Source organism: Kaistia defluvii (assembly GCF_026343955.1).
Lineage (GTDB): Bacteria > Pseudomonadota > Alphaproteobacteria > Rhizobiales > Kaistiaceae > Kaistia > Kaistia defluvii.
The window spans coordinates 435,052-461,006 of sequence record NZ_JAPKNI010000004.1 but is presented as its reverse complement, the minus strand read 5'-3'; the positions used below and the strand labels follow the sequence as shown (position 1 = coordinate 461,006).

29 protein-coding genes are annotated in these 25,955 nt (G+C 65.3%); 13 read left to right on the top strand and 16 right to left on the bottom strand.

Annotated elements, in window-relative coordinates:
- Positions 1-38 precede the first annotated feature (38 nt).
- The 4 genes from OSH10_RS13110 to pgsA are packed head-to-tail and all read right to left on the bottom strand — an operon-like array spanning position 39 to position 2,029.
- Positions 39-701 (bottom strand): HD domain-containing protein, encoded by a 663-nt coding sequence (locus OSH10_RS13110; protein ID WP_266332206.1) that lies wholly within the window; start codon positions 699-701, stop codon positions 39-41.
- Positions 698-1,162: a molybdenum cofactor biosynthesis protein MoaE gene (locus tag OSH10_RS13105; protein WP_266332204.1), complete on the bottom strand. Its 465-nt coding sequence runs from the start codon at positions 1,160-1,162 to the stop codon at positions 698-700. The genes OSH10_RS13110 and OSH10_RS13105 overlap by 4 nt, the downstream gene beginning before the upstream one ends.
- Positions 1,163-1,169: 7 nt before the next feature.
- Positions 1,170-1,421, bottom strand: coding sequence for a molybdopterin converting factor subunit 1 (gene moaD / locus OSH10_RS13100; RefSeq protein WP_266332203.1), 252 nt, complete (start codon positions 1,419-1,421; stop codon positions 1,170-1,172).
- Positions 1,418-2,029, bottom strand: a complete 612-nt coding sequence (gene pgsA / locus OSH10_RS13095) for a CDP-diacylglycerol--glycerol-3-phosphate 3-phosphatidyltransferase (RefSeq protein WP_266332201.1) — start codon at positions 2,027-2,029, stop codon at positions 1,418-1,420. The genes moaD and pgsA overlap by 4 nt, the downstream gene beginning before the upstream one ends.
- A 206-nt stretch (positions 2,030-2,235) precedes the next feature.
- On the opposite strand from pgsA, the gene OSH10_RS13090 reads away from it, so the two are divergent.
- Positions 2,236-2,601: a diacylglycerol kinase gene (locus OSH10_RS13090; protein ID WP_266332200.1), complete on the top strand. Its 366-nt coding sequence runs from the start codon at positions 2,236-2,238 to the stop codon at positions 2,599-2,601.
- Positions 2,602-2,683: 82 nt separating this feature from the next.
- On the top strand, positions 2,684-2,947 hold the full coding sequence (locus OSH10_RS13085) for a DUF3297 family protein (protein WP_266332199.1): 264 nt from the start codon (positions 2,684-2,686) through the stop codon (positions 2,945-2,947).
- Positions 2,948-2,967: 20 nt separating this feature from the next.
- On the opposite strand, the gene trhO is transcribed toward OSH10_RS13085, so the two are convergent.
- Positions 2,968-3,732 (bottom strand): oxygen-dependent tRNA uridine(34) hydroxylase TrhO, encoded by a 765-nt coding sequence (trhO, locus tag OSH10_RS13080; protein WP_266332198.1) that lies wholly within the window; start codon positions 3,730-3,732, stop codon positions 2,968-2,970.
- Between the two features lie 139 nt (positions 3,733-3,871).
- On the opposite strand from trhO, the gene OSH10_RS13075 reads away from it, so the two are divergent.
- The 4 genes from OSH10_RS13075 (at position 3,872) to OSH10_RS13060 (ending at position 6,970) form a co-directional block, all read left to right on the top strand.
- Positions 3,872-4,912: a Tim44 domain-containing protein gene (locus OSH10_RS13075; RefSeq protein WP_266332197.1), complete on the top strand. Its 1,041-nt coding sequence runs from the start codon at positions 3,872-3,874 to the stop codon at positions 4,910-4,912.
- Positions 4,913-4,997: 85 nt separating this feature from the next.
- A complete protein-coding gene (locus OSH10_RS13070) occupies positions 4,998-5,705 on the top strand; it encodes an HAD family hydrolase (RefSeq protein WP_266332196.1) in 708 nt (235 codons plus the stop codon).
- Between the two features lie 284 nt (positions 5,706-5,989).
- On the top strand, positions 5,990-6,409 hold the full coding sequence (locus tag OSH10_RS13065) for a VOC family protein (RefSeq protein ID WP_266332195.1): 420 nt from the start codon (positions 5,990-5,992) through the stop codon (positions 6,407-6,409).
- 72 nt (positions 6,410-6,481) lie between these two features.
- The gene (locus OSH10_RS13060) at positions 6,482-6,970 is read left to right on the top strand and encodes an opioid growth factor receptor-related protein (RefSeq protein WP_266332193.1); all 489 of its coding nucleotides are present in this window, start codon (positions 6,482-6,484) and stop codon (positions 6,968-6,970) included.
- Between the two features lie 15 nt (positions 6,971-6,985).
- Here the strand turns inward: OSH10_RS13060 and uvrC are convergent, their stop codons facing one another.
- Positions 6,986-8,959, bottom strand: a complete 1,974-nt coding sequence (gene uvrC / locus OSH10_RS13055; RefSeq protein ID WP_407660713.1) for an excinuclease ABC subunit UvrC — start codon at positions 8,957-8,959, stop codon at positions 6,986-6,988.
- A gap of 35 nt (positions 8,960-8,994) precedes the next feature.
- A complete protein-coding gene (locus OSH10_RS13050) occupies positions 8,995-9,759 on the bottom strand; it encodes an SDR family oxidoreductase (RefSeq protein ID WP_266332190.1) in 765 nt (254 codons plus the stop codon).
- 343 nt (positions 9,760-10,102) lie between these two features.
- Here OSH10_RS13050 and OSH10_RS13045 point away from each other — a divergent pair, with 343 nt between their 5' ends.
- Positions 10,103-10,759 carry an outer membrane protein gene (locus tag OSH10_RS13045; protein WP_266332189.1) on the top strand — a complete coding sequence of 219 codons (657 nt, stop codon included), beginning with the start codon at positions 10,103-10,105 and terminating at the stop codon, positions 10,757-10,759.
- Between the two features lie 160 nt (positions 10,760-10,919).
- Here the strand turns inward: OSH10_RS13045 and OSH10_RS13040 are convergent, their stop codons facing one another.
- The 4 genes from OSH10_RS13040 to OSH10_RS13025 all read right to left on the bottom strand — a co-directional run bounded on the left by OSH10_RS13040 (position 10,920) and on the right by OSH10_RS13025 (position 13,555).
- Positions 10,920-11,765 carry an inositol monophosphatase family protein gene (locus OSH10_RS13040; RefSeq protein ID WP_266332188.1) on the bottom strand — a complete coding sequence of 282 codons (846 nt, stop codon included), beginning with the start codon at positions 11,763-11,765 and terminating at the stop codon, positions 10,920-10,922.
- Between the two features lie 16 nt (positions 11,766-11,781).
- On the bottom strand, positions 11,782-12,384 hold the full coding sequence (locus tag OSH10_RS13035; protein ID WP_266332187.1) for a glutathione S-transferase N-terminal domain-containing protein: 603 nt from the start codon (positions 12,382-12,384) through the stop codon (positions 11,782-11,784).
- Between the two features lie 41 nt (positions 12,385-12,425).
- Complete coding sequence (locus OSH10_RS13030) at positions 12,426-13,016, bottom strand: ribonuclease T2 family protein (protein ID WP_323181595.1); 591 nt, start codon at positions 13,014-13,016, stop codon at positions 12,426-12,428.
- Positions 13,017-13,090: 74 nt separating this feature from the next.
- Positions 13,091-13,555 carry a hypothetical protein gene (locus tag OSH10_RS13025; RefSeq protein WP_266332186.1) on the bottom strand — a complete coding sequence of 155 codons (465 nt, stop codon included), beginning with the start codon at positions 13,553-13,555 and terminating at the stop codon, positions 13,091-13,093.
- A gap of 174 nt (positions 13,556-13,729) precedes the next feature.
- Between OSH10_RS13025 and OSH10_RS13020 the strand changes: the two genes are divergently transcribed.
- Positions 13,730-14,710: a glutathione S-transferase family protein gene (locus OSH10_RS13020; RefSeq protein ID WP_266332185.1), complete on the top strand. Its 981-nt coding sequence runs from the start codon at positions 13,730-13,732 to the stop codon at positions 14,708-14,710.
- A gap of 4 nt (positions 14,711-14,714) precedes the next feature.
- On the opposite strand, the gene OSH10_RS13015 is transcribed toward OSH10_RS13020, so the two are convergent.
- Positions 14,715-15,584 (bottom strand): 23S rRNA (adenine(2030)-N(6))-methyltransferase RlmJ, encoded by an 870-nt coding sequence (locus OSH10_RS13015; protein WP_266332184.1) that lies wholly within the window; start codon positions 15,582-15,584, stop codon positions 14,715-14,717.
- 299 nt (positions 15,585-15,883) lie between these two features.
- Here OSH10_RS13015 and OSH10_RS13010 point away from each other — a divergent pair, with 299 nt between their 5' ends.
- A complete protein-coding gene (locus tag OSH10_RS13010) occupies positions 15,884-17,053 on the top strand; it encodes a GGDEF domain-containing protein (RefSeq protein WP_266332183.1) in 1,170 nt (389 codons plus the stop codon).
- 37 nt (positions 17,054-17,090) lie between these two features.
- Here the strand turns inward: OSH10_RS13010 and OSH10_RS13005 are convergent, their stop codons facing one another.
- Both OSH10_RS13005 and OSH10_RS13000 read right to left on the bottom strand, forming a co-directional pair.
- The gene (locus OSH10_RS13005) at positions 17,091-17,540 is read right to left on the bottom strand and encodes a host attachment family protein (RefSeq protein ID WP_266332181.1); all 450 of its coding nucleotides are present in this window, start codon (positions 17,538-17,540) and stop codon (positions 17,091-17,093) included.
- A gap of 282 nt (positions 17,541-17,822) precedes the next feature.
- Positions 17,823-18,305, bottom strand: a complete 483-nt coding sequence (locus tag OSH10_RS13000; RefSeq protein ID WP_266332180.1) for a GFA family protein — start codon at positions 18,303-18,305, stop codon at positions 17,823-17,825.
- 198 nt (positions 18,306-18,503) lie between these two features.
- Between OSH10_RS13000 and OSH10_RS12995 the strand changes: the two genes are divergently transcribed.
- Positions 18,504-19,775: an MgtC/SapB family protein gene (locus OSH10_RS12995; protein WP_266332179.1), complete on the top strand. Its 1,272-nt coding sequence runs from the start codon at positions 18,504-18,506 to the stop codon at positions 19,773-19,775.
- Between the two features lie 9 nt (positions 19,776-19,784).
- On the opposite strand, the gene purN is transcribed toward OSH10_RS12995, so the two are convergent.
- On the bottom strand, positions 19,785-20,447 hold the full coding sequence (gene purN / locus OSH10_RS12990; RefSeq protein WP_266332177.1) for a phosphoribosylglycinamide formyltransferase: 663 nt from the start codon (positions 20,445-20,447) through the stop codon (positions 19,785-19,787).
- Between the two features lie 2 nt (positions 20,448-20,449).
- Entirely contained in the window at positions 20,450-21,523 is a 1,074-nt protein-coding gene (purM, locus tag OSH10_RS12985) for a phosphoribosylformylglycinamidine cyclo-ligase (RefSeq protein ID WP_266332175.1), read from the bottom strand.
- 305 nt (positions 21,524-21,828) lie between these two features.
- On the opposite strand from purM, the gene OSH10_RS12980 reads away from it, so the two are divergent.
- The 3 genes from OSH10_RS12980 (at position 21,829) to OSH10_RS12970 (ending at position 25,932) form a co-directional block, all read left to right on the top strand.
- Positions 21,829-22,920 (top strand): AI-2E family transporter, encoded by a 1,092-nt coding sequence (locus OSH10_RS12980; protein WP_266332173.1) that lies wholly within the window; start codon positions 21,829-21,831, stop codon positions 22,918-22,920.
- 26 nt (positions 22,921-22,946) lie between these two features.
- Positions 22,947-23,651 carry a P-loop NTPase family protein gene (locus tag OSH10_RS12975; RefSeq protein WP_266332172.1) on the top strand — a complete coding sequence of 235 codons (705 nt, stop codon included), beginning with the start codon at positions 22,947-22,949 and terminating at the stop codon, positions 23,649-23,651.
- An 82-nt stretch (positions 23,652-23,733) separates the two neighbouring features.
- Positions 23,734-25,932 (top strand): RNA degradosome polyphosphate kinase, encoded by a 2,199-nt coding sequence (locus OSH10_RS12970; protein ID WP_266332170.1) that lies wholly within the window; start codon positions 23,734-23,736, stop codon positions 25,930-25,932.
- Positions 25,933-25,955: the final 23 nt, after the last annotated feature.

Genomic DNA, 25,955 nt, shown 5'->3' with positions numbered 1-25,955 from the left:
TCCCTCTCTCTTTGGCCCAGCCCTGCAGAATGGCGGTCTCAGATCTCGTCCAGAAACTCGTCCAGAAACCGGCGCAGGCGCGCCTGCCGCAATGCGGCGAGCCTGGTTCCTTCTGCAGTCTGGAACCCGGCCGCGAGCTTGAAAAGCTTGTTCTCGAAATGGTCGATGGCAAAGCGCTTGTCGTCGAGCGGACGGAAAGCAGCCTCCGGATCCGCCGGATCGTAGAGCGCGCTGCCCATTCGCCCCGCGACATAGAAGCACCGTGCCACGCCGACCATGCCGATCGCGTCGAGCCGGTCAGCATCCTGCAGGATCCTTGCTTCCAGCGTCTCGGGCGCGATTCCTGCCGAGAAGCTGTGGGCCTCGATCGCATGTGCGACCTGCGCGATCCGTGCATTCTCCCAACCCAGACTGCGCAGCACGCCTTCCGCCTTGCGGGCGGCGAGGCGCGAGGCCTGGGCGCGCAATGGAGCGTTCTTCTCGACCGACACGCAGTCATGCAGCAGGGTCGCCGCGGCGACAATGTCGGCAGCGCCGCCTTCCTGGGCCAGGAGGGCGGTGGCATTGCTCCACACCCTCTGCAGATGCGCGATGTCGTGCGAACCGTCATCGCCAGACGTTGCGTGAGGCAGGAGGGCTTCGGCCAATGACTCATGCGGCGAGAACGCGCCGCTTGGGCCATTCAGGAGGGAAGGGCTCAATCGGGTGCGTTCCAGCGCTCTTCGGCGTCGTCGTCCGATTGGCGGGCCGAGACCCAGGAGACCGCACCCGCCGCCGTATGTTCCTTCTTCCAGAAGGGGGCGTGGGTCTTGAGGAAATCCATGACGAACTCGGCGGACTCAAACGCCGCGTGCCGATGCTTCGACGCCGTCACCACCAGGACGATGGTCTCGCCCGGCCGGACCTTGCCGTGCCGGTGCAAAATGGTGATGTCGGAGATCTCCCACCGGCCGGCCGCCTGCTCGGCGATCCGCCGGACCTCGTTTTCCGCCATGCCTGGATAATGCTCGAGCTCCAGGGCCTCGAGCCTTCCGTCCTCGTCGCGGCAGAGGCCGGTGAAGGTCACGACCGCGCCGATATCGCCACGCCCTGCCGTCACCCTCTCGATCTCCGACGTGATGTCGAGTGGTTCGGCAACGATGGCAACGCGGACATTGGCCATGGCGAGCCTAGCCTCCGGTCATGGGCGGGAAGAGCGCGACCTCGCGGACGCCCGAAAGCGATGCATCGTGATCGGCGTGGTCATGGTCAAGCGCGACGCGGATCGCCGCGGACTCGCCGAGCGCGAAATCATAGGCGTCGCCGCGCGTCCGGAGCCAGCCGAGCAGGTCCTGGACCGTCTCGACGTTGCGAGGCGGCTCCACCGTCTCCTCCGCCATGCCGATCCGTTCCCGGACCCAGGCGAAATAGACCAGCTTCACGTTTCTTCCTCCAGGATGTGGCTGAGCCCGGCCCGGAAATAATCATAGCCCGTATAGAGCGTGACGATTGCCGAGGCCCAGAGCAGGACAAGGCCGATCATCGTCGTATAGGCGAAATAGACGTTGCCGGCCGGTCCGGCCAGCAGGAAGGCGATCGCGACCATCTGCAGCGCGGTCTTCCATTTGGCCAGGCGCGATACCGGCACGCTGACGCGCAGCTCCGCCAGATATTCGCGCAGGCCCGAGACGAGGATCTCGCGCGACAAGATGATGAGGGCGGCCCAGAGCGACAGGCCGTCGATGGTGCGCTCGAACACCAGGGCCAGCAGGCAGGCCGATACCAGCAGCTTGTCCGCGATCGGATCGAGCATGCGACCGAGCGAGGACTGCTGCTTCCAGATCCGCGCCAGATAGCCGTCGAGATAATCGGTGATGCTGGCCAGGACGAACAGCGCGAGAGCGGTCCAGCGCCAGGTATCCTTGCCCCCGACGACGCAGAATACGACGAGGGGAACCGCCAGAATGCGGCCATAAGTCAGGATGTTCGGCAGCGAGAGCAGAAGTGCCCGCTGCGGCCGTCTGACGTCGAAGGTGCGAAGTTCGCTCATGTCTATCCTGAACCCTCTCCCTCATATTGCACCGGCGCCGGGCCCTGCCAAGGCATGGTCGACAAGTTTGGTGCGGACGCGATGCGGGGAGAGGCAATCGCGGGGAATCGCGTACATGATATCGTGTCGCGGGAAAATTGCGCCACTGCGGAACAATTCAAGAAGACTAGCCAAGGGTTGTGGCGCGGGTGGGACGGGAATCGAGCATGCGGGCCTGGGTCGATCATTTTTTCTCCGCCCTGCGCTGGTCGAGCGCCGGGGTCGCCGATCTGTTCCGGGGCGAGCGGGCAGCCCGCATGGAACTGGCGGCCGGCGTCGCCGGCCTGGCGTGGATCGTCGCGATCGGGCGCTCGCTGGCCGAGATCGGCGTCTATCTGGGGCTGGCCTTCGCCTCGCTCGCCGTCGAGGCCCTGAATACCGCGATCGAGGAAATCGTCGATCGCGTCTCGCCCGAACAATCGGAATTTGCCCGCCGCGCCAAGGATCTCGGCTCGGCCGCCGTGATGTTCATGCTGATCGGCACCGGGCTCTATCTCGTGCTGTTGACGGTGGCGTCCGCGATGGCCCGTTGAAGCGCCGGATCAGGCGGGTTGGCAGGACCGTGCCACCCCGCTATGTCTCCCGGCCAATGCTTCTCGATTTCAAGGCTTCATCATGACCGACACACTGCCCGACCGTCTTTCCAATGACCCGAAGAGCCCCTTCCATGACGAGGCGCTGCTCGAGCGCGGCATCGGCATCCGCTTCAACGGTACCGAGAAGAACAATGTCGAGGAATATTGCATCAGCGAGGGCTGGGTCCGCGTCGCCGCCGGCAAGGCGCGCGACCGTTTCGGCAACCCGCTGACGATCAAGCTCAAGGGCGTGGTCGAGGCCTATCTGCGCGGCGACCCGGCGGATGCCGAAGACGCCGGCTGAGCCGACGCCACGATAAGGGGCTAAGGCGTTTCGCCTTCGCCCTTCTCGTCGGCGGGCGCGCGTTCGACCAGTCCATGGCCGAGAGCTACCCGCTCGTCGAAGACGAAGCACTCGCCCTGCCAGAGGCTCTGCTCCGGCGGGATGGTTTCCAGATATTTGAGGATGCCGCCCTTGAGGTGGAACACCTCGGCGAAGCCCTGTGACAGCAGGTAGGAGCTCGCCTTCTCGCAGCGGATGCCGCCGGTGCAGAACATGGCGACCTTCCTGTTCTTCTCCGGGTCGAGCGTGCGGCTGACGAAATCCGGGAACTGCGAGAATTTCCGGGTTTCCGGATCGAGCGCGCGCTCGAAGGTCCCCATCTTCACTTCGAAGCGGTTGCGCGTGTCGACGACGATCACGTCGGGATCCGAGATCAGCGCGTTCCAGTCCTCTGCCGCGACATAGGTGCCGACCTGCTTGGTCGGATCGACCTGCGGCTGCGCCAGCGTGACGATTTCCTTTTTCAAGCGGACCTTGAGCCGCTTAAACGGCATGGCGCTCGCGCCCGAGAATTTCAGCTCGAGATTGTCGAGCCGGCCGCCGAACAGGGCGCCGGTGGTGATCTCGGCGATGACGGCGTCGATGCCGTCTTCCAGCCCGGCGATCGTGCCGTTGATTCCCTCCGGCGACAGCAACAGCGTGCCGCGAATTCCGTGAGTCGCACAGAGTTCGAGCAACGGCGCGCGCAGGGCCTCGAAGTCGGGAAGTGCTGCGAATTGATAGAGAGCGGCAACCTTGTGTGTCATGCGGCGAGCCAATAACACGATGTCGCAATCGACGAAAATGCAAGAATGACGCGGCCGGCCCCTAAACATAGGCTGGAATCGTTCCTACATGCCGACCGAGGGCCCGAGAAGGCTCGCTATCTTACAAAAGGGACGAGATATGTTTTTCGGCAAGCGCACACCGGCTTTTCTGGCGATGATTGGCATCGCCACGGCGATGAGCTTCGCTGTTGTGGACGTCGCGGACGCCCGCCGGGGCGGGAGCTTCGGTAGCCGTGGCACGCGCACCTTCCAGGCCCCCGCTGCCACGCAGACGGCGCCCAACGCCGCCCAGCCGGTGCAGCGTTCGATGACGCAGCCCGGGCAGGCGACCAACGCCGCGCGCCCCGCGCAGCAGGCATCGCGTCCCGGCTTCCTGGGCGGCTTTGGTGGCTCGATGCTGGGCGGCCTGATGATGGGCGGCCTCATCGGCATGCTGCTGGGCAATGGCTTGGGCGGCATGGCGGGTGCTTTCGGCTTCATCCTGCAGTTCGCGCTGCTGGCGATCGGCGCCATGTTCCTGTTCCGCTTCCTGGCCAATCGCAACCGGCCGGCGGGCGCCGCAGCCGGCGTCGCCGGTCCGGCTCCGCGGATGGCGGGCGGAATGCCCAATGTCGACGCCCCGTCGCGCGAAGCGCCGGCTGCCGCTCCGCGTAGCGGTCTGGGCGCCGGCCTCGGCGGCTTTGGCGGCCTGGGTGGCTTCGGTTCCGGCGCGAAGGCGCCTCCCCGCCCGGCCAATGCCATGAACGCCAATGACGAAGTCGGCATCACCGGCGGTGATCTCGATGATTTCCAGCAGCTTCTGGACGACGTGCAGGGCGCTTTCGGTCGCGAGGATTATGCGGCGCTGCGCCTGCGCACGACGCCGGAGATCATGTCCTACCTCTCCGAGGAACTGAGCCAGAACGCGACCAATGGCCAGCGCAACGACGTCACGGACGTCAAGCTGCTGCAGGGCGATCTGGCCGAGGCCTGGAGCGAGGATGGCACGGATTACGCCACCGTCGCCATGCGCTACGAGAGCCGCGATGTGATGCGCGACCGGGCGACCGGCGCGATCCTCTCCGGCAATGCCGACGAGGTGACCGAGACGACCGAACTCTGGACGTTCGCACGCCAGCCTGGCGGCGAGTGGAAGCTGTCTGCTATTCAGGAAGCCTGATCGGCCAAGGCTGAACCGAAGCGATACAGCGGGTCGGCATGTCTGCCGGCCCGCTATTTTTTCCGGCTGATTTTCGGGAGATCCAATGCGCTCCAGCCCCTCGCTCACCGCCATCGGCTTCGATGCTGATGACACGCTCTGGCAGAACGAGCAGTTCTACCGGTTGACGGAGCAGCGCTTCCTCGACCTGCTGGCCGAGCATGGCGACCGGGAAGATATCGCGCGCAGGCTGAACGAGGCCGAGCGGCGCAACCTCAAGCTCTATGGCTTCGGCATCAAGGGTTTCACCCTGTCCATGGTCGAGACGGCGATCGAGCTGACCGACGGCCGCATTCCGGCGACTGCGATCCGCGAAGTCCTCGCCGCCGGGCGCGACATGCTGGTCCATCCGGTCGAGACGCTGCCGCATGTGCGCGAGACCCTGGAGCAGCTTTCCAGCCAGTACCGCCTGATCCTGATCACCAAGGGCGATCTGTTCGACCAGGAGCGCAAGCTGGCGGCATCCGGCCTCGGCGACCTATTCCATGCCGTCGAGATCGTCAGCGACAAGAATGTGGCCACCTATCAGCGCATATTCACCCGCCATGCCGATGGTCCCGCCAACAGCATGATGGTCGGCAATTCGCTCAAGTCCGATATCGTTCCGGCGATCGAGGCCGGCAGCTGGGGCGTCTATGTGCCCCATGACCTGACCTGGTCCTTCGAACATGTCGATGCCCCCGTCGACGCCCCGCGCTTCCGCGAAGTGCCGCATCTGGGCGAGCTTCTGACGCTGCTCTCGCAGCTCGACTAGGGCATTCGGGCGGCGCTAAGGGATGCGTGGTGGCGGCGCGTCGTTTCGTTGAACGGCTTCCTTGGGGCGGGCAGCCCGGCCCCTCCCTGTCCTGCCCGGGCGCGTTTGCTTGGACCCTCAGGCGGAATCGACATTTCCCCTATTTCCGACCTCTGGGTTGAACCGCCGCATTGCCGACCTTCGCGGCCACGTCCGGGACGCGGCATGGAACATCCGGCCTTCTGGTGGGTTTTCTTCCTGCCCAGACGGGCGTCTTTCGTCTGCCGGAAGACTGGGAGGAGGCAATGGCTAGAGTTGTCGGGATCGACCATCTCGTGATTCGCGTCGGTAATTTCGAGCGATCGAAGGCATTCTATGACCGGCTCTTCACCTTTCTCGGTTTCGAGATTCTGGGCGAGTACGGCGATGCGATCGGCTGGACCAATGGCAAGACCCGGTTCTGGATCGGCGAGGCGGATGAAGAAGGCAAGAAGCATCCGCATCGCATCGGCAATATCGGCTTTCATCATTACGCTTTCGAATTGCGAAGCCGAAAGGATGTCGACGATCTCGAGGCCTTCCTGAAGCGGGAGAACGTGCCCATCGTCGATCCCGCTGCCGAGTATTACGACGATTATTATGCGGTGTTCTTCCTCGATCCGGACGGGCTGAAGCTCGAAGGCATGAAATATGGCGAACGCGGATCGGCCGGCGGCGCTGGATGAGATCCATTGCCAGATCAATCGAGCGGAGATCCGAGCATGAGCGAGTCAGCGCTGGTTCGCTTCCATGCCGGGTTGGCGCCCGACAGCCGGGGTCGGCGGATTCAGGAGATCCTCCGCTGGGACGATGATCAGTTGGAGCGGGTCCATGACTATATCCAATGGCTCTTTCCGCTGACCGAACGGAGCGCCTTCAATCCCGGTGCGCCGATCCTCACCGCGACGGATATCGCGGCCTTCCGGCAGCGACCCGACCTGCAGGCGTCCCTGCACAACGCCTTCCTGCGCCTGCTCGCGTTTTACGGCTTCGCCGAGACCGCCGAGGCGGGGCGCATCCGCATCGTCGTGACACCGGAATTCCCACGGCGCTCGCAAGACTGGGCAAGGCCCGGCAATCACAATCTGCTGCGAATCAGCCGCATCCTCCGCGCCATGACCAAACTGGGGCTGGCGCCGGAGGCGCGAGCTTTTCTTGGGACTTTGGAAACGCTGAATGCGGAAGACCCGGAAAGGTTTGGCGCCGTGACGTTGCGCTACTGGCGGGAGGCGGTCTCGACGGGCTGAGCAGACCGCCGCCGGCTAGCCGGGCCGATCGCCGTTGTCGTGGAAGAAATCATAGATCGCGCGCGCCATCTGTTCCGAAATGCCAGGAACCCCGAGCAGATCCGGCACGCTCGCCCGGCCCACGGCCTTGGCCGTGCCGAAATGGGCGAGAAGGGCGCGCTTGCGGGTCGGACCGATGCCGTCGATCTCGTCCAGCGGGCTCTTGGTGAGCGCGACCTTGCGCTTGGCGCGATGCGTGCCGATGGCGAAGCGGTGGGCTTCGTCGCGCAGCCGCTGGACGAAATAGAGCACCGGGTCGCGCGGCTGCAGCATGAAGGCCTCGCGGCCGGGCACGAAGAATTTTTCGCGGCCTGCGTCGCGGTCCGGCCCTTTGGCGATGCCGATCAACGGCACCTGGTCGGTCAGCCCCAGTTCGTCGATGATCGCCTTCGCCGCCGACAACTGGCCCTGTCCGCCGTCGATGAACACAAGATCGGGCCAAGGGCCGAACCCGTCCTCGTCGCGTGGCGCCGCCTCGCGCGAGCCGGCTTCCTTGACGAGGCGGGAGAAGCGCCGGGTCAGGACCTCGCGCATCATGCCGAAATCGTCGCCCGGCGTGATGTCTTCCGAGCGGATGTTGAACTTGCGGTACTGGTTCTTCACGAAGCCGTTCGGGCCGGCGACGATCATGCCGCCGACCGCATTGGTGCCCATGATGTGGCTGTTGTCGTAGACCTCGATCCGGCGCGGCGGGCTTTCGAGGCCGAACGCGGCGGCGACGCCCTCCAGCAACCGGGCCTGGCTCGACGTTTCCGCCAGATTGCGGCCGAGTGCCTCCCGCGCATTCAGCAGCGCATGGTCGACCAGATCCTTCTTCTCGCCGCGTTTCGGGACCGCGATCTCGACCTTGTGCCCTGCATGCTCGGACAGCGCTGCGGCGATCAGATCCATTTCCTCGACCTCATGGCTGAGGAGGATGAGCGAGGGCACGGGCTTGTCTTCGTAGAACTGAGCCAGGAACGCGCCGAGGATCTCGGCTGCGTCGAGGCTCTTGTCGGCGCGGGGATAGAAGGCGTGGTTGCCCCAGTTCTGGCCGGTGCGGAAGAAGAACACCTGGACGCAGTTCTGGCCACCCTCCTGATGTACCGCCAGCACGTCGGCCTCGTCGACCGATTGCGGGTTGATGCCCTGATGCGACTGGACATGCGACAGCGCGGCAATGCGGTCGCGATAGATGGCGGCGCGTTCGAAATCGAGATCGGCGCTGGCCGCTTCCATCGCGCGGGCGAGGTCGGTCTTGATCGCAGACGACTTGCCGGTCAGGAACCCCTTGGCCTCGCGCACAAGCTCGGCATAGTCGTCGAGCGCGATCTCGCCGGTGCAGGGCGCGGAGCAGCGCTTGATCTGGAACAGCAGGCAGGGCCGCGTCCGGCTTTCATAGACCGAATCCGTGCAAGTGCGGATCAGGAATGCCCGCTGCATGGCGTTCATCGTCGTGCCGACGGCGCCGGCCGAGGCGAAGGGGCCATAATATTCGCCGCCCCGGCTGCGCGCGCCGCGATGCTTCACCAGCTGCGGCGCTTCGTGGTCGGTGATCAGGATATAGGGAAACGACTTGTCGTCGCGCAGCAGCACATTGTAGCGCGGGCGCAGGCGCTTGATCAGGTTCGCTTCCAGCAGCAGCGCTTCCGTCTCGGTCCGCGTCGTGACGAACTCCATCGTCGCGGTCTGCTGGATCATGCGGATGATCCGGTTCGACTGCATGCCGATGCGGGTGTAGCTGGTGACGCGCTTCTTGAGGTTGCGTGCCTTGCCGACATAGAGAACGTTGCCGCTCTGGTCGAACATCCGGTAGACGCCCGGCGCATTGGGCAGGCGCGTGACGAAATCGGCGATTACCGACGCGCCCTGGCCGCGCGACAGGAATTCGCCGCCCGCCTCGAAGGCGGTCTCGGCCGACGCCGCATCTTCCGGCGTGGAAACCACGGGCTCGGCGGTGTCGCCGGCCATCTCGGGCTTGTCGATGTCGTTGGGGGGCAGCGTGTTCACTCGTTGATGCCTACGATATCAGGCGTTTCCCATGCAAGATGCTGCCCGCCATCGAGCGCGATCATCTGGCCGGTGATGGAACGTGTTTCGTACAGATATCGTATCGTGCGACCGAATTCGCAAAGTTCCGGGCCGTGGCGCAACAGCACGGCCTCGGCCTGCTTGCGAAATTCGGCCGGGTCCTGGCGCGGCGAGGGCAGGGTGGGCCCCGGCCCGATGGCATTGACGCGGATGCGCGGGGCCAGGGCCTGGGCCAGCGTCCGGGTGGCGGTCAGCAGGCCGGATTTCGACAGCTGATAGGAAACGAAGTGTGGCGTCGTCTTCCAGGCGCGCTGGTCGATCATGTTGACGACCAGCCCGTCGCGGTCGGCGGGAAGCTGCGCGGCGAAGGCGTCGGCAAGCAAGACCGGAGCGGCCAGGTTGACCGCCATCTGGCGCTGGAACCGCTCCGGTTCGAGCGAACCAATGCCGTCAGCCTCGAAAATCGAGGCATTGTTGACGAGCAGCGTCAACGGTCCGAGCGCTGCGGCCGCCTCGGCCGGCAGGGCGCGCGCGGCATCGAGGTCGGCGAGGTCGGCGGTGACCACCGCGGCGCGGCCGCCCCGTTGGCGGATATCTTCGGCCAGCGCCTCGGCCACGTCGACCGAGCTTCGGCAATGGATGGCGACGGCGAAGCCGTTTTTCGCGAGGTCCTCGACGATGGCGCGCCCGATGCGCCGCGCGCCGCCGGTGACCAGCGCGATGCCCTTTTCATCCGTCATTCTGCCTGCCGATCGTGCGAATCCATGGGACTGCGAAGATAGGGTGGCGGGGCCATTTCGGTAAGCCTTCATTAGGCTTGGTTAAATGTGGTCAACACCTGCGTCGACACCATGACGGAGAGGTTAACGCGAAAAAGTTCCATTCGCTAAAATTGTCGTTAAATCAGGTGGTTAACTCCGGTTTGCGTGATTTTGGCAACGCGGGTCGAATGCCCCGAACATGCCGCAATTCCTGTCATGTTCTGCCGCAATGACAGGGTTAATTCGGACCATCGGATCGGGGGCGGAAAGTTGCTCCCGGATCAAGCTTTGTAAGTTCAGTTTAGTAAGCATGGAGACTAAGATGCTGCGTATCCGCACCCTCTCCCTCGGCGCTCTGGCGCTCGCTCTCTCGGCAGCTCCGGTTCTGGCTGCGGATCTCACCTACGAGCCGGCCCCGGCTCCGATGGCTCCGGCCGCGCAGGCATTCAGCTGGACGGGCCCGTATGTCGGCGCCCTGGTTGGCTATGGCTGGTCGTCCACGGACGCCAACGCATTCAACAGCTTCGGCAGCGTCAATGGCGACGGCTTCAAGGGCGGCCTCTATGCCGGCTACAATTTCGACCTCGGCAACCAGTGGGTTGTCGGTGCTGAAATCGACGCCAATCTCGATGACGTCAGCGGCTACAATGCCCGCGGTGGCGTTCGTCAGAAGTGGGACGGCACGGCCCGCGCCCGCGTCGGTTACGCCTTCGACCGCTACCTCGCTTACGGCACCGGTGGTGCAGCGATCTCGGGCGCCAAGGCTTCGGTCAACGGCCTCGGCTCGGACGACCAGACCCACATGGGCTGGACCGTCGGCGCCGGCGTCGAAGCCCAGGTCTGGAACAACGTCACCGCTCGCGTCGAATACCAGTACGCTTCCTTCGGCAAGGAACACTACGACATCGGCGGCCCGGGCGGCACCGACATCGACTTCAACACCAACACGATCCGTGCTGGCGTTGGCGTGAAGTTCTAAGATCGGTTCCTTCGAACCCGATCAAGACGCCGGCGGGGCAACCCGCCGGCGTTTTTTGTTCTGGCGCGGTCTTCCGGCGTTCTGGTTGGCTCGCTTGCCCAAACAAGAAAGAGCCCCGGCGATGCCGGGGCTCTTTCGTCTGTCGGATTGTCCGGGCCGATCAGGCGCGGGCATATTCCGTGCCGGCGAACAGAGCCGCCTGCAGCGCGTGCCAGCTTTCCTCGTCCGGCGCGCAGAGCAGGCCGCCTTCGCGGTGGGTCGGCAGATAGGCGCTGCCATCGAAGCGGGCGGAATAGCCGCCGGCCTCCCGATGGATCAGCCAGCCCGCGACGTGATCCCAGACCGTCAGCTTGGCATAGAGACCGAAATGGCTGTGGCCGCCGGCCAGCATCCGGTACTCGTGCGCGGCGCAGCGATAGCCGGCGGCCGAGCGTGTCGCCGCCAGATTGGCGCAGACCTGCGAGCGCAGCGGTTCCGGCAGCAGTGACCAGGAGGCCGTGCCGGACATCTGGTGGACCGGCTTCGCCGTAGCGACCTGGAGGTCGTTGCGCTCACCACTGGCATTCTCCGTCCAGGCGCCTTCGCCGCGAATGGCCGTGGTCCAGTCGCCGCCGATCGGGTCCAGGATGACGCCGCCGACGGCCTCGCCGCGAACCACGACGCCGGCCATGACGCCGAACAGGGTCAGCCCCGAGGCGAAATTCTTGGTGCCGTCGACGGGGTCGACGACAAAGGCGAGTTCGGCGCCATCGAGCCGGTCGAGCAGCGTCTCATCCGCCGACACCGCCTCTTCGCCGATGACCACGGCACCGGGAAACGCCTTGTTCAACGCGGCGGTGATCATCCGCTCCGCCGCTTCGTCGGCGTCGGTCACAAGGTCCTCGGCCGACGTCTTCTGGCGGATCGCCCCGGCGCTCAGATGCCGGAAGCGCGGCAGGATCTCGGCTTCCGCGGCGTCGTGCAGGATCCGGGCGACCGTCTGGGCATCGCCCACTGAAAAGCTCATGGAATTCTCCGGGGGATCAGGATGGGAAGCGCGTCAGCTCGAAGCTTGGGACGCGGACGGCGAAGTCGTCGAGGAAGGCGACCAGCCGGGGATGGGTGGCGCGCCACGCGCCTTCGAAGCGAAGGTCGAGATAGCCCAGCGCACAGGCGAGCGCGATCGAACCGACATGGACCGCTCCATCGAAGGCATGCGCCTCGGCGGCGGCGAGGCCACGAGCGACCTTGCCTTGCTGATGTGTCGTCCATTTGACGCTCTGCTGCGCCGGGTCGCGCCAGCGGCTCTCATAGACCTGCAGCAGCGCGGCGTCGGCGATGCCGTCGGCCAGCGCCTGCGCCGCCAGAACCGGATAGCGCGTCGCGGCATCGGCCGGGATGATCTTTCCGCCGCCGGCCAGGTGATCGAGATATTCGACGATGACGCGGGAATCGTAGAGCACCGTGCCGTCTTCGAGGATCAGCGCCGGAATCTTGCCGAGCGGGTTCTGCTGTCGCAGCACCTCGTCGGGATCCGTCGTGTCGGCGGTGACGATGTCGATCCGGTCCATCAGTCCGAGGTGATGGGCGGCGATCTTGACCTTGCGCCCGAACGGGGAGGCGGGCGAACTGCGCAGCACGAGCAAAGCAGGGGTCCTTGTCGGATTGGGAAACGGAGGCCTCAGGCTTAGCGGACCGGGGGCATGACGAGACGGTTGTTGCGGCAGGCCTTGCGGTCCACCTCGGCGCAATCGCGGAAGCGGAGATCCTTCGTCAGGCAGACGCGCACTTCCTTCAGCCGGCGCGAATCGCAGCTGACGGCGATGCCGCTGGCCCTGAGGCCGGGATTGGTGGCGATGAAGGCGGCCTCGACATCGCGGGGCGAGACCGTCAGATAATCCGGCAGGTCGACGAACTGGCGCGGGATCCGGATGGCATCATGCGCCTGCCGGGTCAGCTCGAAATAGTCCGAAGGCTCCAGGCCGGAGCAGGAGCCGTGCGTGCGCCATTCATGCCGCACGAGAGACGGGCTCGGCATCACGTCCAGCATGCTGTCGACGAGGCGGCGCGGCAGGCCGCTGCGCGGGCCGGCATCGCAATCGCGTGGCGAGCCGCGCTCATATTGCGGCCAGAGGCCGTGCACGACAAAGGCGAAGGGGCGGGGGCCGCCGCATTGGATGCGGTCGGAGCGGCCCCGGTCCTGGCAATAGGTCGGGGACCAGGACAGCGAGAGGACGTAGAAATCGAAATCGCCCGGCGTGTCGGCGGAGGCCGGCACGCCCGTTGTCATCCAGGCGGACAAGGCGAGAAGAGCCGCAAACAGGCCACGGACGGCCCGCGAGCGTGGCACGCTCAGTACCGGCCGGGACGAACCGTGCGGCACCAGCCGTCATGGACGCGCCACGGATCCTGGCCCGCCACGCAGAAATCGACATACCAGCCGATCGAGGCGAAGCCCATGCGCTCCTCGATCAGGTAGTAGACGGCGGTCGGGCGGACATTGTCGGCGATATAGACGTCGGCCTTGCAGAAGCGGCGGTCGATCAGGCCCGGATCGCCCGGCCGGAACTGCGTCTCGGTGATCGATGCAACTTCTCGGAAGGCCAGGTTGTTGCCCCAGGTATGGGTATTGGCCCAGTGATAGCGCTCGGCGATGTTGGACATCACCTTCGGCGAGTCGCAGGGCGGCACGGTGCCGCGATCCCAGCCGCGCCGGACCTCCTGGGTGTAGCCGCCATCATAGTCGGCCGCGAGGGCGGCGCTGGAGCCGGCAAGGGCGGCGACAAAGACGAGGGCAGCTGCGAGGCGACGGATCATGATTGCGATTCCCCAGAGGACGCTTTGCAGGACGATGCGTCACCGCCGCCATTATGGTCAAGCATTGAGGGGCCCAGATCGGGCAGGGTGGTGAACAGAGAGTCGCCGTGTGGAGTGCTGGCAACAACCCCCGATTAAGCCGATATGGGGCGCAACAAGGAATGGAGCACGGATATGGGCCTTCTGGTCGACGGAGTTTGGCAGGATCAATGGTACGACACCCGCAACACGGGCGGTCGCTTCCAGCGTAGCGCCGCGGGCTTTCGCAACTGGGTGACGGCGGATGGCCGTCCGGGCCCGACGGGTCGGGGCGGCTTCAAGGCCGAGGCCGGCCGCTACCATCTTTACATCGCCCGGGCCTGTCCCTGGGCGCACCGCGTCATGATCTTCCGCGCCCTGAAGGGCCTCGAGACGATGATCGACTATTCCGTCGTCCATTGGCTGATGGCCGAGAATGGCTGGACCTTTGCCCCGGGCGAGGGCGTCACCGAAGACAAGATCAACGGCTTCGCGTTCCTGCATCAGGTCTACACCAAGGCGGATCCCGACTATTCGGGCCGCGTCACCGTGCCGGTGCTCTGGGACAAGCAGACCGGCACGATTGTCAGCAACGAATCCTCCGAAATCATCCGGATGATGAACTCGGCCTTCGATGGCATCGGCGCCCGGACGGGCGACTATTATCCCGAGGCGCTACGGCCCGAGATCGACGCGCTCAACGCCCGCATCTACGACACCGTCAACAACGGCGTCTACAAGGCCGGCTTCGCCACCAGCCAGTCGGCCTATGAGGAGGCGATCCACCCGCTCTTCGCCAGCCTCGACTGGCTGGAGGGACTGCTGTCCCAGCAGCGATATCTGGCCGGCGACCGGCTGACCGAGGCGGACTGGCGGCTGTTCACGACGCTGCTGCGCTTCGACCCCGTCTATGTCGGCCACTTCAAGTGCAACCTGCGCCGGCTGGTCGATTATCCCGCGCTCTGGTCCTACACGCGCGAGCTCTACCAGATGGACGGCATCCGCGAGACGGTCGATTTCGACCACATCAAGCGGCATTATTACGAGAGCCACAAGACGATCAACCCGACCGGCATCGTGCCGCTCGGCCCGATCCTGGACTTCGATGAAAGACCGGATCGCGCCTTCGCGGCGTGATCCGCTAGGTCTCGCCGCGGATCCACCAGACGCGGCGGCCTGCCTTGTCGGTCTCGCCCAGAATCGGGGCGAGGCCGGTCAGCAGAGTGTCGAGCGTGCGGTCCAGCTGCCAGGGCGGATTGCAGATGACGATGCCCGTGCCGTTGAACGTGTCGGGCGTCGTCCGCTCGCGCACCCAGAGTTCGGCGCCCAGGATCTTGGTGATTCCGCTCTCGGCCAGCCGCTTGTGAAAATTCGACACCGCGCCGATATCCTTGATCGGATACCACAGCGCATAGATGCCGGTCGGCCAGCGCTGATAGGCCTTCTCGAAGCGCTCGAACATCGTCTTGAATTCGTCGGGCTGCTCGAAGGGCGGGTCGATCAGCACGAGGCCGCGCCGCTCCTTGGGCGGCACGAAGGAACCGAGCGCCAGCCAGCCGTCCAACTCGATCGCCTTGACCTGAATGTCCCCCGCGAACCGCGCCGCCAGCGTCGCATGGTCGGTGGGATGCATCTCGACCGCGGTCAGCCGGTCAGTATCGCGCAGCAGGTGCCGCACGAGCCAGGGCGAACCCGGATAGTGCTTCAGCTTGCCGTCGGGGTTGGCGGCGGCGATCGTCGCCAGATAGGGCGCCAGCGCCTCGGCGAGCCGGCGCGACAGGTCGATCGCCGGCTTGCCATCGCCGCGAAGCAGCTTGCCGATGCCGCCCTGCCATTCGCCGGTCTTGCCGGCCTCGGTCGCCGTCAGGTCATAGAGACCGATGCCGGCATGGGTATCGATCACCCGGAACGGCTTGTCCTTGGCCTTGAGGTGTTCGAGGAGCAGCGCGAGAATGGCGTGCTTGACGACATCGGCGAAATTTCCGGCGTGATAGGCGTGGCGATAGTTCATGGCCCCGTGTTGGCATTGGCCGGGCGGCGGTGCAAGGGCCATGCACGTGCTTCGCCGACTTATCGGCCTTGGCGCCGACGGCGACCGCGGCACAGTTGCAACTTTACCTCGACGGGAAGTTCGTGTTTGTGACGAGACAGGAAATCAGCAAGCGGCCCTGACGGTTGCCAGGAGACTTGCTCCCTCGCTCGCGCAGGTTTGTCCCGGTCCTGTCCCCCCTATCCGGCTCGGATTCCGATGATCCCATGGTTCTCGATTTTCTGACGCTTTCGATCGTCATTCTGCTCAACGCAATCACGATGGCGATCGTCTGGGGCCTGATCTGGTGGTCCCATCGGGCGTTCGGCGCAGCCCGGATATGGATGGCCGCGTGCCTGACCTCCGCCGTGGGCGGGCTGGTGCTGTCGCTGGAGGCCATCGCGCCGGTGACGACCAATGTGATTGGAAACGGCTTCGTCTTCTTCGGCTTCTGCCTGTTCTGGGTCGGGGTGCGACAGATCTACGGCGACCGGCTGCCCTGGCTCGAAAGCATCGCGATCACGGTCGTCTCCCTCGCTATCCTGATCGCCTTCTCGACGGTGTATCCGAGCGGTCCGGCCCGCAATGCTGTCTACGCCATCGGCCAGTCGGTGCCGCTGGCCTTCGCCATCTACGATCTGACGCGACCGGATCGAAGGTCGCCGGGCAGCCTGCTGGCCGCCGCCGCGATGCTGATTGCGATCCTCGTGCATGCGGTCGAGACCGGGGCCAACTTCATGCACAGCGCCGGTGCGATGACGCAGTTCCACTACGATGTCATCGAAACCATGGTGATCCTGCTGGTGATCTTCAGCGGTGTTGTGTGGAATTTCGGCATGATCGTCATGGCGATAGACCACCTGCGGGCGGAACTGACCGTCCTGACCTATCGCGATGAGCTGACCGGCATCGGCAATCGCCGTCTGTTGCTCGAACGTCTCGCCGCCGAGCAGGCCCAGCGCAAGCGGAAGCCGCTCGCTTTGCTGATGTTCGACCTGGATAATTTCAAGGCGATCAATGATGACCATGGCCATGCCGCCGGCGACGCGTGCCTGCGTCGCGTCGCCGAGCTGGCCAGTGCCCATCTTCGGCCCGGCGATCTTCTGACGCGGCTGGGGGGTGACGAGTTCTGCGCTCTGCTTCCGGGTACGGATGTCAAGGAGGCCGCCGGGATTGCTGCCAGACTGGTGGCCGCGTGCCGGGAAATGAACGTGGATTGGGCCAGCGGGACGATCTCGCTGAGCCTCAGCATCGGCGTTGCGGAAGCAAGCCCGGCCAATCCTCAGTCCGGCGTCGACCTGATGGAAGCGGCGGATCAGGCGCTTTACACCGTCAAGCGGCAAGGGCGCGATGGCTACGCGGTCGCCGCCCGCTTGCATCCTCGCAAGCAGGCGGAATTGTCGTCCGCGTCGACGGGGATCAATGGCGCCCCCGCGCTCGACGCACTCTAGGGGCCAGCCCAACCCGTTGTAGCGGTCCGCAAGCCCGTCAGGCCGCCAGCAGCCGCTGGATCTCGTCCACGGGTGTCGAGGTCAGGGTCTTCGGCACTTCGCCGTGAATGCGATCATTGACCTGCTTGTGGAAGCTCTGGCGAAGCATGCCGAGCGTTTTCGGCGGTGCGACGATCACCAGTTCCGTAAATCCGTTGGCGAGCGCGGCGCGATAAAGCGCTTCCGCGATGATGGCCGCGAATTTCTCTTCCTCCAGCGTATGCCAGTCCGTCTGCTCGACGGAACTGCGCGCCGAGCCGACGCTCTGCATGACGCGGCCGGGTCGATCCGTTCCCTGCTCGCGGGTCGACGGGTTGTCTGCGCTGTCGAGGATATGCTCGACCACCAGATCGAGCGCCTGCGGTGTGCCGCGATTGCGCAGGAAGAGTGCCTTGCGACCGTCGCCGACGAGGATGAGGGCGTTATGGTGGATGAGAAAATCGGGCATAGGCTACCTTCCTGCAGATCGATACGGACAAAAACGGCCTTCCGGACACGACAGGCGTCGCCCCGAACATGACGGGCGTCCCTACGCCAACGCGCCATGCGTCGTTGCGTTGCCATACTATGCCCTCGCGCGGGACCCGCAGACATGGCAAAGCGAGTCATCGCGATCAGCTTTGCGTGTTCGCGCCCGATCGGGCCTTCCCCATTCCGAGCTCCGGGCTCCGGGCTCCGGGCTGGGGAGTGTCTTTCACGGCCGACGGATACCGACATCGCGGAGCCGGACTCAGGCGGATCCGGATTCGTTTGCCCACGTCGCGGCGTAGCCGGCGATCATCTCGCCATAGGCGTCGTCCGGCGGCAGCGCCGCGAAGCTGCGCACGGCCGGCGTCGTCGCCCAGGGCAGCTTTTCGCTGGTCCACGTTTCCATATAGGGGACAAACCAGCTGGGATCGTCGAGCAGGGTGGGCCGTAGGTTGACGAAGAAGTCGATTCCATCCGGCCGTGTGAACATCCACGTCAAGCAATGCCCGCAGAAATAGTGCTTCGTCGCACCATGCAGGCCACCCAGGACCGGCTCTCCCCGGGTCACTTCGAAGGACTCGCTGGGGATGGCTGCGGAAAGCGAATAAGCGCTCGAGGACATCTTCTGGCAGCCGGTGCAATGGCAGGCCATGGTCAGGAGCGGTCGCGCCGTAATTCGCAGCCGCACGGCGCCGCAGCGGCATCCGCCCTCGTGGATGAAGGCGTGGCGCGAACCTGGGCTCATGGTCATCTCCTTCCGTCGGAGTCATGAGAGGCGATGGGACCACGACCGTCAAGCGCGTGACAACCTGCTTCGGCGTAGAGACATCCTGGCCATCGCGGTCGCGCCCGTCGGTTCGTGCCATGGCCATTGCTGCGCTTCTGTCGTCGTGGACGGCTGCTGCTATGATCGGCCGCGTTGATCGCTTGCGGGAGAAGGCGTGTGGATGAATTCGAGCCGTTCTATCGCCTTGCCGTGTCTGCGGCGATCGGCGTAACCGTCGGCATCGAGCGCCATTGGCGCGAGCGGGAGGCGGCGCCGGGCCAGCGAACGGCAGGAATCCGCACCTTCGCGCTGATTGGCATGCTGGGTGGCGCTGCCGGTCTGATCGAGGCGGCGCTTCCGACCGGCGGCACGCCCGGCCTGGTGGTCGCCGCGGTTTTCCTGGCCTTTGCCGGCATCTTCGCCTTCTACAAATGGCGGGAGGCGCGCGCGGAGATCAACTTCAGCGTGACCACGGTCGTCGCCGCGATGGTCACCTATCTGTTCGGGGTGCTGGCGGTGCTCGGAGACCTCCGTCTGGCCGCTGCCGGCGCCGTCGTGCTTACCGCGATCCTGGCCAGTCGCGAGGCGCTGCATCGATTCATCGAACGCATGAGCTGGGTCGAGCTTCGGTCCGCGATCATCCTGCTGGCGATGAGCTTCGTCATCCTGCCCCTGCTGCCGGAAGCGCCATTCGGTCCTTTCGGCGGGATCTCCTTGCGGGCTGTCTGGTCCCTCGCCATCCTGCTCGCCGCGATATCCTATGCTGGCTATATCGCCGTTCGCGTCCTCGGCTCCGGGCGTGGGGAACTCGCGGCGGGAGCGGCGGCCGGGCTTGTCTCGTCAACCGCCTTGACGCTCGGCAATGCGCGGCAGGCAGCCAGCGGAGGGGATGCGCAGCGGCTGGCAGCCGGCGCGGCGGTTGCTGCCGGCGTTTCCTATGTTCGGACGGCCATACTCGCCTTCGCTCTCATGCCCGCGCTTGCCTCGCTGCTGCTGCCGCCGCTTGCCATCGGCGCACTGGCCATGGCCGTGGGAGCCGCTTGGCTCGTGCGGGGATCCATCGTGGCGCAGCAGGATATGGACCCCATCGGCAACCCCTTCGAAATCGCCGGCGTTCTGAAGGTCGCGCTGTTCCTCGCCGTGGTTGGCTTTGCCGTTCGAGCGGCGTCTTCCGTGTTCGGCTCGGCCGGCATCGTCGCCGCGTCCGCACTGGCCGGAATCGCCGACGTGGATGCCGCGACTGTCACGGTCACCGGGCTTGGGTCGCTGGATCCTGTCCTCGGTGCGACGGCCATCGCCGCGGCGGTCGCGGCCAACACGGTCGCCAAGGCCATCTACGCGCTGGTCATCGGCGGCGGGCGGTTTGCGCGCCTGTTCGGCGCGATCTCCGCCGCCGCCCTGCTGCTCGGGGCAGTCGCTTTCTGGCTCGCCAGTGCGCTTTATGGGTGAAACCGGCCGCTATCCGCCGAAATGCGGGCTGACGAGCATGCCGGCGAGATCGGCAGGCACGTCGCCCTGCATCACCAGCCGTTCGTTTTCAACGGAGGCGAGGCCGGAGGCGACGAAGGCAAGCGCCAGCGGGTAGAGCTGGTGTTCGGCCGTCAGCACCCGCTTCGACAGGGTGTCCGGCGTATCGTCAAGCGCGATCGGCACGGCCGCCTGGCCGATGATCGGGCCGGAATCCATCTGCGCACGGACGAAATGCACGGTGCAGCCATGCAGCCGCATGCCGGCTTCGATCGCCCGCTCATGCGTGTGAAGGCCTGGGAACAGCGGCAGAAGCGACGGGTGGATGTTGATCATCCGGTCGCGCCAGCCTTCCACGAAGCCATCCGTCAGCAGCCGCATGAAGCCGGCGAGACAGACGAGGTCGATGGCGTCGGCGCGCAGGCGGGCATCCATGGCCGCGTCGAACTCGGCGCGGCTGCCATAGGCCTTGTGATCGATGACAGCCGTGGCGATGCCGGCCTCGGCGGCGCGGGCGAGCCCGCCCGCATCGGCGCGGTTGGAAAGCACCAGGACGATTTCAGCCGGAAAGTCAGGATCGGCCGCTGCCTCGATCAGCGCGGTCATGTTCGAGCCGCGGCCCGAGATCAGGATCGCGACGCGCTTCCTGGCCATCGTCAAAGCGCCAGCGCGCCGGAGAACTCGACGCCTTCACCGGTTCGCGGCACCAGAGTGCCCAGCCGCATCACGCTCTCGCCTTCGGCAGCGAGCGCCGCGGTGACGGCTTCCACCGCTTCGGGGCTGACGACCACGATCATGCCGACGCCGCAATTGAACGTGCGCAGCATCTCGGGCTCGGTCACGCCACCGGTCCGCGACAGCCAGCCGAAGACGGGCGGCACGGTGACGGCGTCGAGATCGACCGAGGCGGCCAGCGCATCGGGCAGCACGCGCGGAATGTTGTCGACGAAGCCGCCGCCGGTGATATGCGCCATCGCCTTGATCGCGCCGGTGGCGCGAATGGCGGCGAGCAGCGGCTTCACATAGATGCGCGTCGGCTCCAGCAGCGCGCGGCCGAGCGAAAGCTCCGGCGCGAACGGGGCCGGGGCATCGAAGCCGAGGCCGGAGAGCTCGACGATCTTGCGAACCAGGGAGAAGCCGTTCGAATGCACGCCGGAGGAGGCGAGGCCCAGGAGCACGTCGCCCTCGGCGATATCGGGACGCGGCAGCAGGCCGGTGCGTTCGACGGCGCCGACCGCGAAGCCGGCCAGGTCATAATCGCCTGCCTTGTAGAGGCCGGGCATTTCGGCCGTCTCGCCACCGATCAGCGCGGCCCCGGCGATCCGGCAACCCTCCGCGATACCGGCGACGACGGTCGCGGCCTCGGCGGGATCCAGCTTGCCGGTGGCGAAATAGTCGAGGAAGAACAGCGGTTCGGCGCCCTGGACGATCAGGTCGTTGACGCACATGGCAACGAGGTCGATGCCGACCGTGTCGTGAATGCCGGTGTCGATCGCGACCTTCAGCTTGGTGCCGACGCCATCATTGGCGGCGACGAGCAGCGGATCGGCATAGCCGGCCGCCTTCGGATCGAAGACGCCGCCAAAACCGCCGATATCGGCATCCGCGCCGGGACGGCGGGTGGCCTTGACCAGCGGCTTGATCATATCGACCAGACGGTTGCCGGCGTCGATATCGACGCCTGCGTCGGCGTAGCTGAGGGCGTTTTTGGCGCCGGTCTTTTCGGTCATCGAAGGATCCCGGTTGCTTTCGGCAGGGAGGACCACATCCGCGCCGTCGCCGTCAACCCGGAATCACCGAATGCTCGCAATTGCGGCGTTTTGAGCGGAGTTTTGACGTTGGGAGCGAGCGGCAGGGCAGCGGAGGCGGCGCAACCGGCGCGGACCCGTTCGGCGCGCGTGTCGCGGGATATACCTGACTATTCGTCGGCTGCGGGCGGCTCGCCTTGACCATCTTGCCATGCACGCTCTATCTGGAGCGCTACGGGCCGGATGGATTGCCGGCCGACGGATGAAAACGAGAGGGCGCCGGCGCCGTGAATCTGCAACGTCAGATCGGATTTTGGCTGGGCGCGCTCCTGGTCTTTGTAGTTTTCCTCGTTGTCTTCAGCAGCGTCCTGCTACCGTTCCTGGTTGGCATGGCGGTGGCCTATGGCCTCGATCCGATCGCCGATTGGCTGGAGCGGCGCGGGCTCAGCCGCCTGGCCGCCTCCCTGGTCATCCTGGTCGGCTTCATCGTGCTGCTGGTGCTGATGGTGGTCCTCATCGTCCCGCTTCTGGTCAATCAGCTTGCCGGGTTTATCGACAAGATCCCGACCTACGCGCAGCAATTGCAGGCGCTGATGCAGGCCTTCCTGCAGACCCGCTTCGGGCAGATGCTGCAGGTCGATTCCGGCCAGCTGTCGAGCTCCATGGGCACGCTGATGAGCGAAGGGGCCGGTTGGCTTTCTGCGCTGCTGAAGTCGCTCTGGAGTGGTGGTTCGGCGCTGGTTGACCTTGCGGCGCTGTTCGTCGTGACGCCGGTCGTCGCCTTCTACATGCTGATCGACTGGGACAGGATGGTGGCGCGGATCGATAGCTGGGTGCCGCGCGACAATGTCGAGACGGTGCGCATGATCGCCCGGGACATCGATCATGCGATTGCCGGATTCGTGCGCGGACAGGGCCTCGTCTGCATCCTGCTCGGTTGTATCTACGCATTCGGACTGATGCTGGTCGGGCTGAACTTCGGCCTGCTGATTGGCATCGGCGCCGGTATCCTGTCCTTCATCCCCTATGTCGGCACGACGGTCGGCTTCGTCGTCGGCGTCAGCGTGGCGCTGGTGCAGTTCTGGCCGGACTGGCCCTGGATCGGCGCGACGATTGTCGTCTTCATGGTGGGGCAGTTCATCGAAGGCAACATCCTGCAGCCGCGCCTGGTCGGCGGTGCCGTCGGCTTGCATCCGGTCTGGCTGATGTTCGCGCTGTTTGCCTTTGGCGCCCTGTTCGGTTTTGTCGGGCTTCTGGTGGCTGTGCCCGCCGCCGCCGCGATCGCCGTCTTGATGCGCTTTGCCATAGCGCGCTATCTGACCAGCCCGATCTATCGGGGGCGGATGGGCGGTGACGACCAGCCCCCCGCCTTTCCTTGAGCGTCCGTCGTTCGAGCCTGTTCAATATGAGTGATTCCCTGCGGCAGTTGCCGCTTTCGCTACCGCATAGCGCTGCCATGACGCGTGCGGATTTCATCGTCGGGCGCGCCAATCAGTCCGCCATCGCCCTGATCGATCGCTTTCCCGATTGGCCCAATCCGGTGGCGCTGCTCGTTGGTCCGGCCGGCTCGGGCAAGACCCATCTCGGCCAGATCTGGAAGGCTGCCGCCGGCGCCGTCGAGATCGCGGCGCGGGATCTCGCCACAACCGGCCTGGACGAACTGGTCGGCACGCATCCCGTGCTGGTCGAGGATGTGGATGGGGAGGGCGTCTCGCAGACGGCGCTGTTCCATCTGTTCAATCTGGTACGGGAGCGGCGCGTGTCCGCGCTCTTCACCAGCCGGCTGCCGTTGCAGGCACTGCCCTTCGACCTGCCCGACCTTGCCTCGCGCCTGCGCTCGACAGTGCCGGTCGAATTGCAGGAGCCGGACGATGAATTGCTGGCTCGCGTTATCGTCAAGCTGTTCGCCGACCGGCAACTGGCGGTCGACCCCGCCGTGATCGATTTCATCAGCCGTCGGATGGAGCGCTCGCTGGGCGCTGCCAATCGGCTTGTCGAGTTGCTCGACCGGGAGGCGCTGGCCGCAGGGCGGCCGATCACCCGGCAACTGGCCGCGACGGTGCTGGCGCGCGAAGCCGGCGACGAACCCGAATTGCCTTTCGACGACTAAAGATTCTCAGAGGCTCTGAGTCTGACGCAATTGTCACAATTCGCGTGTATCCTGAGGGGACAACGCGATTGGAAGAGCGGAAATGGACCAGAAGAATCCGGACGCCAAGGCAGCCCTGGCTGCCGTCAAGATCGAGGCGGAAGAGGCGAGCCGGCTGCGTCACAGCCCGGAACGCTTCATAAATCGCGAGATTTCCTGGCTCGAGTTCAATCGGCGCGTTCTCGAGGAATCGGGCAACGCGCAGCATCCGCTGCTCGAGCGCCTACGCTTCCTTTCGATCTCCGCCAACAATCTCGACGAGTTCTTCATGGTGCGCGTCGCCGGCCTCCGGGGCCAGCAGCGCGAAGGCGTCAGCATGACCAGCGATGACGGCCTGACGCCGAGCGAGCAACTGATCAAGATCGCCGACGCGGTCGGCACGCTCGCCTCCGACCAGCAGAACCGCTGGGCGGAACTGCGCAGCGAACTGGCGATTGCCGGGATCATGCTGGCAGACCCCGTGGATCTCAAGGAGAGCGAGCGGAACTGGCTCGAGGGCTATTTCATGGATTCGGTCTTCCCGGTCCTGACGCCGCTCGCCATCGACCCGGCCCATCCGTTCCCCTTCATCCCCAATCTCGGCTTCTCGCTTGTGCTGCAGCTGGTGCGTCCGGCGACCGGCAATCGCATGACGGCCTTGCTGCGCGTGCCGATGACGCTCGACCGCTTCATCAAGCTGCCCAGTTCCGAGCCCGGCATCGACCGCTTCATCAGCCTGGAACATGCCGTCCAACTGTTCACGGCGCGGCTGTTCCCGAGCTACACGATCGAGGGCGTCGGCGCCTTCCGCATCATCCGTGACTCCGACATCGAGGTCGAGGAAGAGGCGGAGGATCTCGTCCGCTTCTTCGAATCGGCCTTGAAGCGGCGCCGGCGCGGTTCCGTGATCCGGCTCGAGATTGAATCGGCGACGCCGGATGCGCTGCGCAATTTCGTGGCCGGCGCGCTCGCCGTTCTGCCGGACGAGATCTTCCTCGTCGACGGCATGCTGGCGCTGAACGACCTGTCGCAACTCGTCGGCGTCGATCGTCCCAACCTCAAGTTTCCGCCCTATCAGGCGCGGTTTCCCGAGCGCATCCGCGAGAATGGCGGCGATTGCTTCGCGGCCATCCGCAAGAAGGACCTGATCGTCCACCACCCTTACGAGTCCTTCGACACGGTGGTGCAGTACCTGCGCCAGGCCGCGCTCGATCCCGATGTCGTCGCGATCAAGCAGACGCTCTATCGCACCTCGAAGGACAGCCCGATCGTCAGGGCGCTGCAGGAAGCGGCCGAGGCCGGCAAGTCGGTGACCGCGCTGGTCGAGCTCAAGGCACGTTTCGACGAGGAGGCCAACATCAAGTGGGCTCGCGATCTCGAGCGCGCCGGCGTGCAGGTGGTCTATGGCTTCATCGAACTGAAGACCCACGCCAAGCTGTCCCTGGTGGTTCGTCGCGAGGGCGGGGCGCTGGTCAGCTACGTCCATATCGGCACCGGCAATTATCACCCGGTAACGGCGCGCGTTTACACGGATCTGTCCTACTTCTCCGACGATCCGGCGATCGCCCGCGACGTCGCGCGGCTCTTCAACTACATCACCGGCTACACCGAACCGGTCGAGATCGAGCGTCTTTCGACCTCGCCCCACTTCCTGCGCAAGCGCATCCTCGACCTGATCTATGCCGAGATCGACCATGTGAAGGCCGGCCGTCCGGGCGCGATCTGGATGAAGATGAATTCGCTCGTCGATCCGCAGATCATCGATGCCCTCTATGACGCCAGCCGGGCAGGGGTCGAGATCGATCTCGTGATCCGCGGCATCTGCTGCCTGCGGCCCGGTGTCCCCGGGCTTTCGGACCGCATCCGGGCCAAGTCGATCGTCGGCCGCTTCCTGGAGCACGCGCGCATTCTCTGCTTCGGCAATGGCCACGGGTTGCCCTCGCCGGAAGCGATCGTTTATATCGGTTCCGCCGACCTGATGCCGCGGAACCTCGATCGTCGTGTCGAAGCGATGATCCCGATGCTGAATCCGACCGTGCACGAACAGGTGCTCGATCAGATCATGGTCGCAAACCTGAAGGACAACCAGCAGAGTTGGGAGATCCAGCCTGACGGGACGTCCCGACGGATCGTGCCGCGCAAGGGCGAAGAAGTCTTCAACGCCCATCAGTATTTCATGACAAACCCGAGTCTATCTGGCCGTGGCAAATCGCTCAAAAACAGCTCCCCTCGGTCAATCGGAAACCGGCCTGCCAAGCCCTGAATCAGATACCAGCGCGGAGGGAA

Coding starts and splice junctions, on each gene's coding strand:
- OSH10_RS13105 (WP_266332204.1), bottom strand. CDS start 1,162: ATGGCCAATGTCCGCGTTGCCATCGTTGCCGAACCACTCGACATCACG.
- pgsA (WP_266332201.1), bottom strand. CDS start 2,029: ATGAGCGAACTTCGCACCTTCGACGTCAGACGGCCGCAGCGGGCACTT.
- OSH10_RS13090 (WP_266332200.1), top strand. CDS start 2,236: ATGCGGGCCTGGGTCGATCATTTTTTCTCCGCCCTGCGCTGGTCGAGC.
- OSH10_RS13085 (WP_266332199.1), top strand. CDS start 2,684: ATGACCGACACACTGCCCGACCGTCTTTCCAATGACCCGAAGAGCCCC.
- trhO (WP_266332198.1), bottom strand. CDS start 3,732: ATGACACACAAGGTTGCCGCTCTCTATCAATTCGCAGCACTTCCCGAC.
- OSH10_RS13075 (WP_266332197.1), top strand. CDS start 3,872: ATGTTTTTCGGCAAGCGCACACCGGCTTTTCTGGCGATGATTGGCATC.
- OSH10_RS13070 (WP_266332196.1), top strand. CDS start 4,998: ATGCGCTCCAGCCCCTCGCTCACCGCCATCGGCTTCGATGCTGATGAC.
- OSH10_RS13065 (WP_266332195.1), top strand. CDS start 5,990: ATGGCTAGAGTTGTCGGGATCGACCATCTCGTGATTCGCGTCGGTAAT.
- uvrC (WP_407660713.1), bottom strand. CDS start 8,959: ATGGCCGGCGACACCGCCGAGCCCGTGGTTTCCACGCCGGAAGATGCG.
- OSH10_RS13050 (WP_266332190.1), bottom strand. CDS start 9,759: ATGACGGATGAAAAGGGCATCGCGCTGGTCACCGGCGGCGCGCGGCGC.
- OSH10_RS13045 (WP_266332189.1), top strand. CDS start 10,103: ATGCTGCGTATCCGCACCCTCTCCCTCGGCGCTCTGGCGCTCGCTCTC.
- OSH10_RS13040 (WP_266332188.1), bottom strand. CDS start 11,765: ATGAGCTTTTCAGTGGGCGATGCCCAGACGGTCGCCCGGATCCTGCAC.
- OSH10_RS13025 (WP_266332186.1), bottom strand. CDS start 13,555: ATGATCCGTCGCCTCGCAGCTGCCCTCGTCTTTGTCGCCGCCCTTGCC.
- OSH10_RS13020 (WP_266332185.1), top strand. CDS start 13,730: ATGGGCCTTCTGGTCGACGGAGTTTGGCAGGATCAATGGTACGACACC.
- OSH10_RS13015 (WP_266332184.1), bottom strand. CDS start 15,584: ATGAACTATCGCCACGCCTATCACGCCGGAAATTTCGCCGATGTCGTC.
- OSH10_RS13010 (WP_266332183.1), top strand. CDS start 15,884: ATGGCGATCGTCTGGGGCCTGATCTGGTGGTCCCATCGGGCGTTCGGC.
- OSH10_RS13005 (WP_266332181.1), bottom strand. CDS start 17,540: ATGCCCGATTTTCTCATCCACCATAACGCCCTCATCCTCGTCGGCGAC.
- OSH10_RS13000 (WP_266332180.1), bottom strand. CDS start 18,305: ATGAGCCCAGGTTCGCGCCACGCCTTCATCCACGAGGGCGGATGCCGC.
- purN (WP_266332177.1), bottom strand. CDS start 20,447: ATGGCCAGGAAGCGCGTCGCGATCCTGATCTCGGGCCGCGGCTCGAAC.
- purM (WP_266332175.1), bottom strand. CDS start 21,523: ATGACCGAAAAGACCGGCGCCAAAAACGCCCTCAGCTACGCCGACGCA.
- OSH10_RS12975 (WP_266332172.1), top strand. CDS start 22,947: ATGAGTGATTCCCTGCGGCAGTTGCCGCTTTCGCTACCGCATAGCGCT.
- OSH10_RS12970 (WP_266332170.1), top strand. CDS start 23,734: ATGGACCAGAAGAATCCGGACGCCAAGGCAGCCCTGGCTGCCGTCAAG.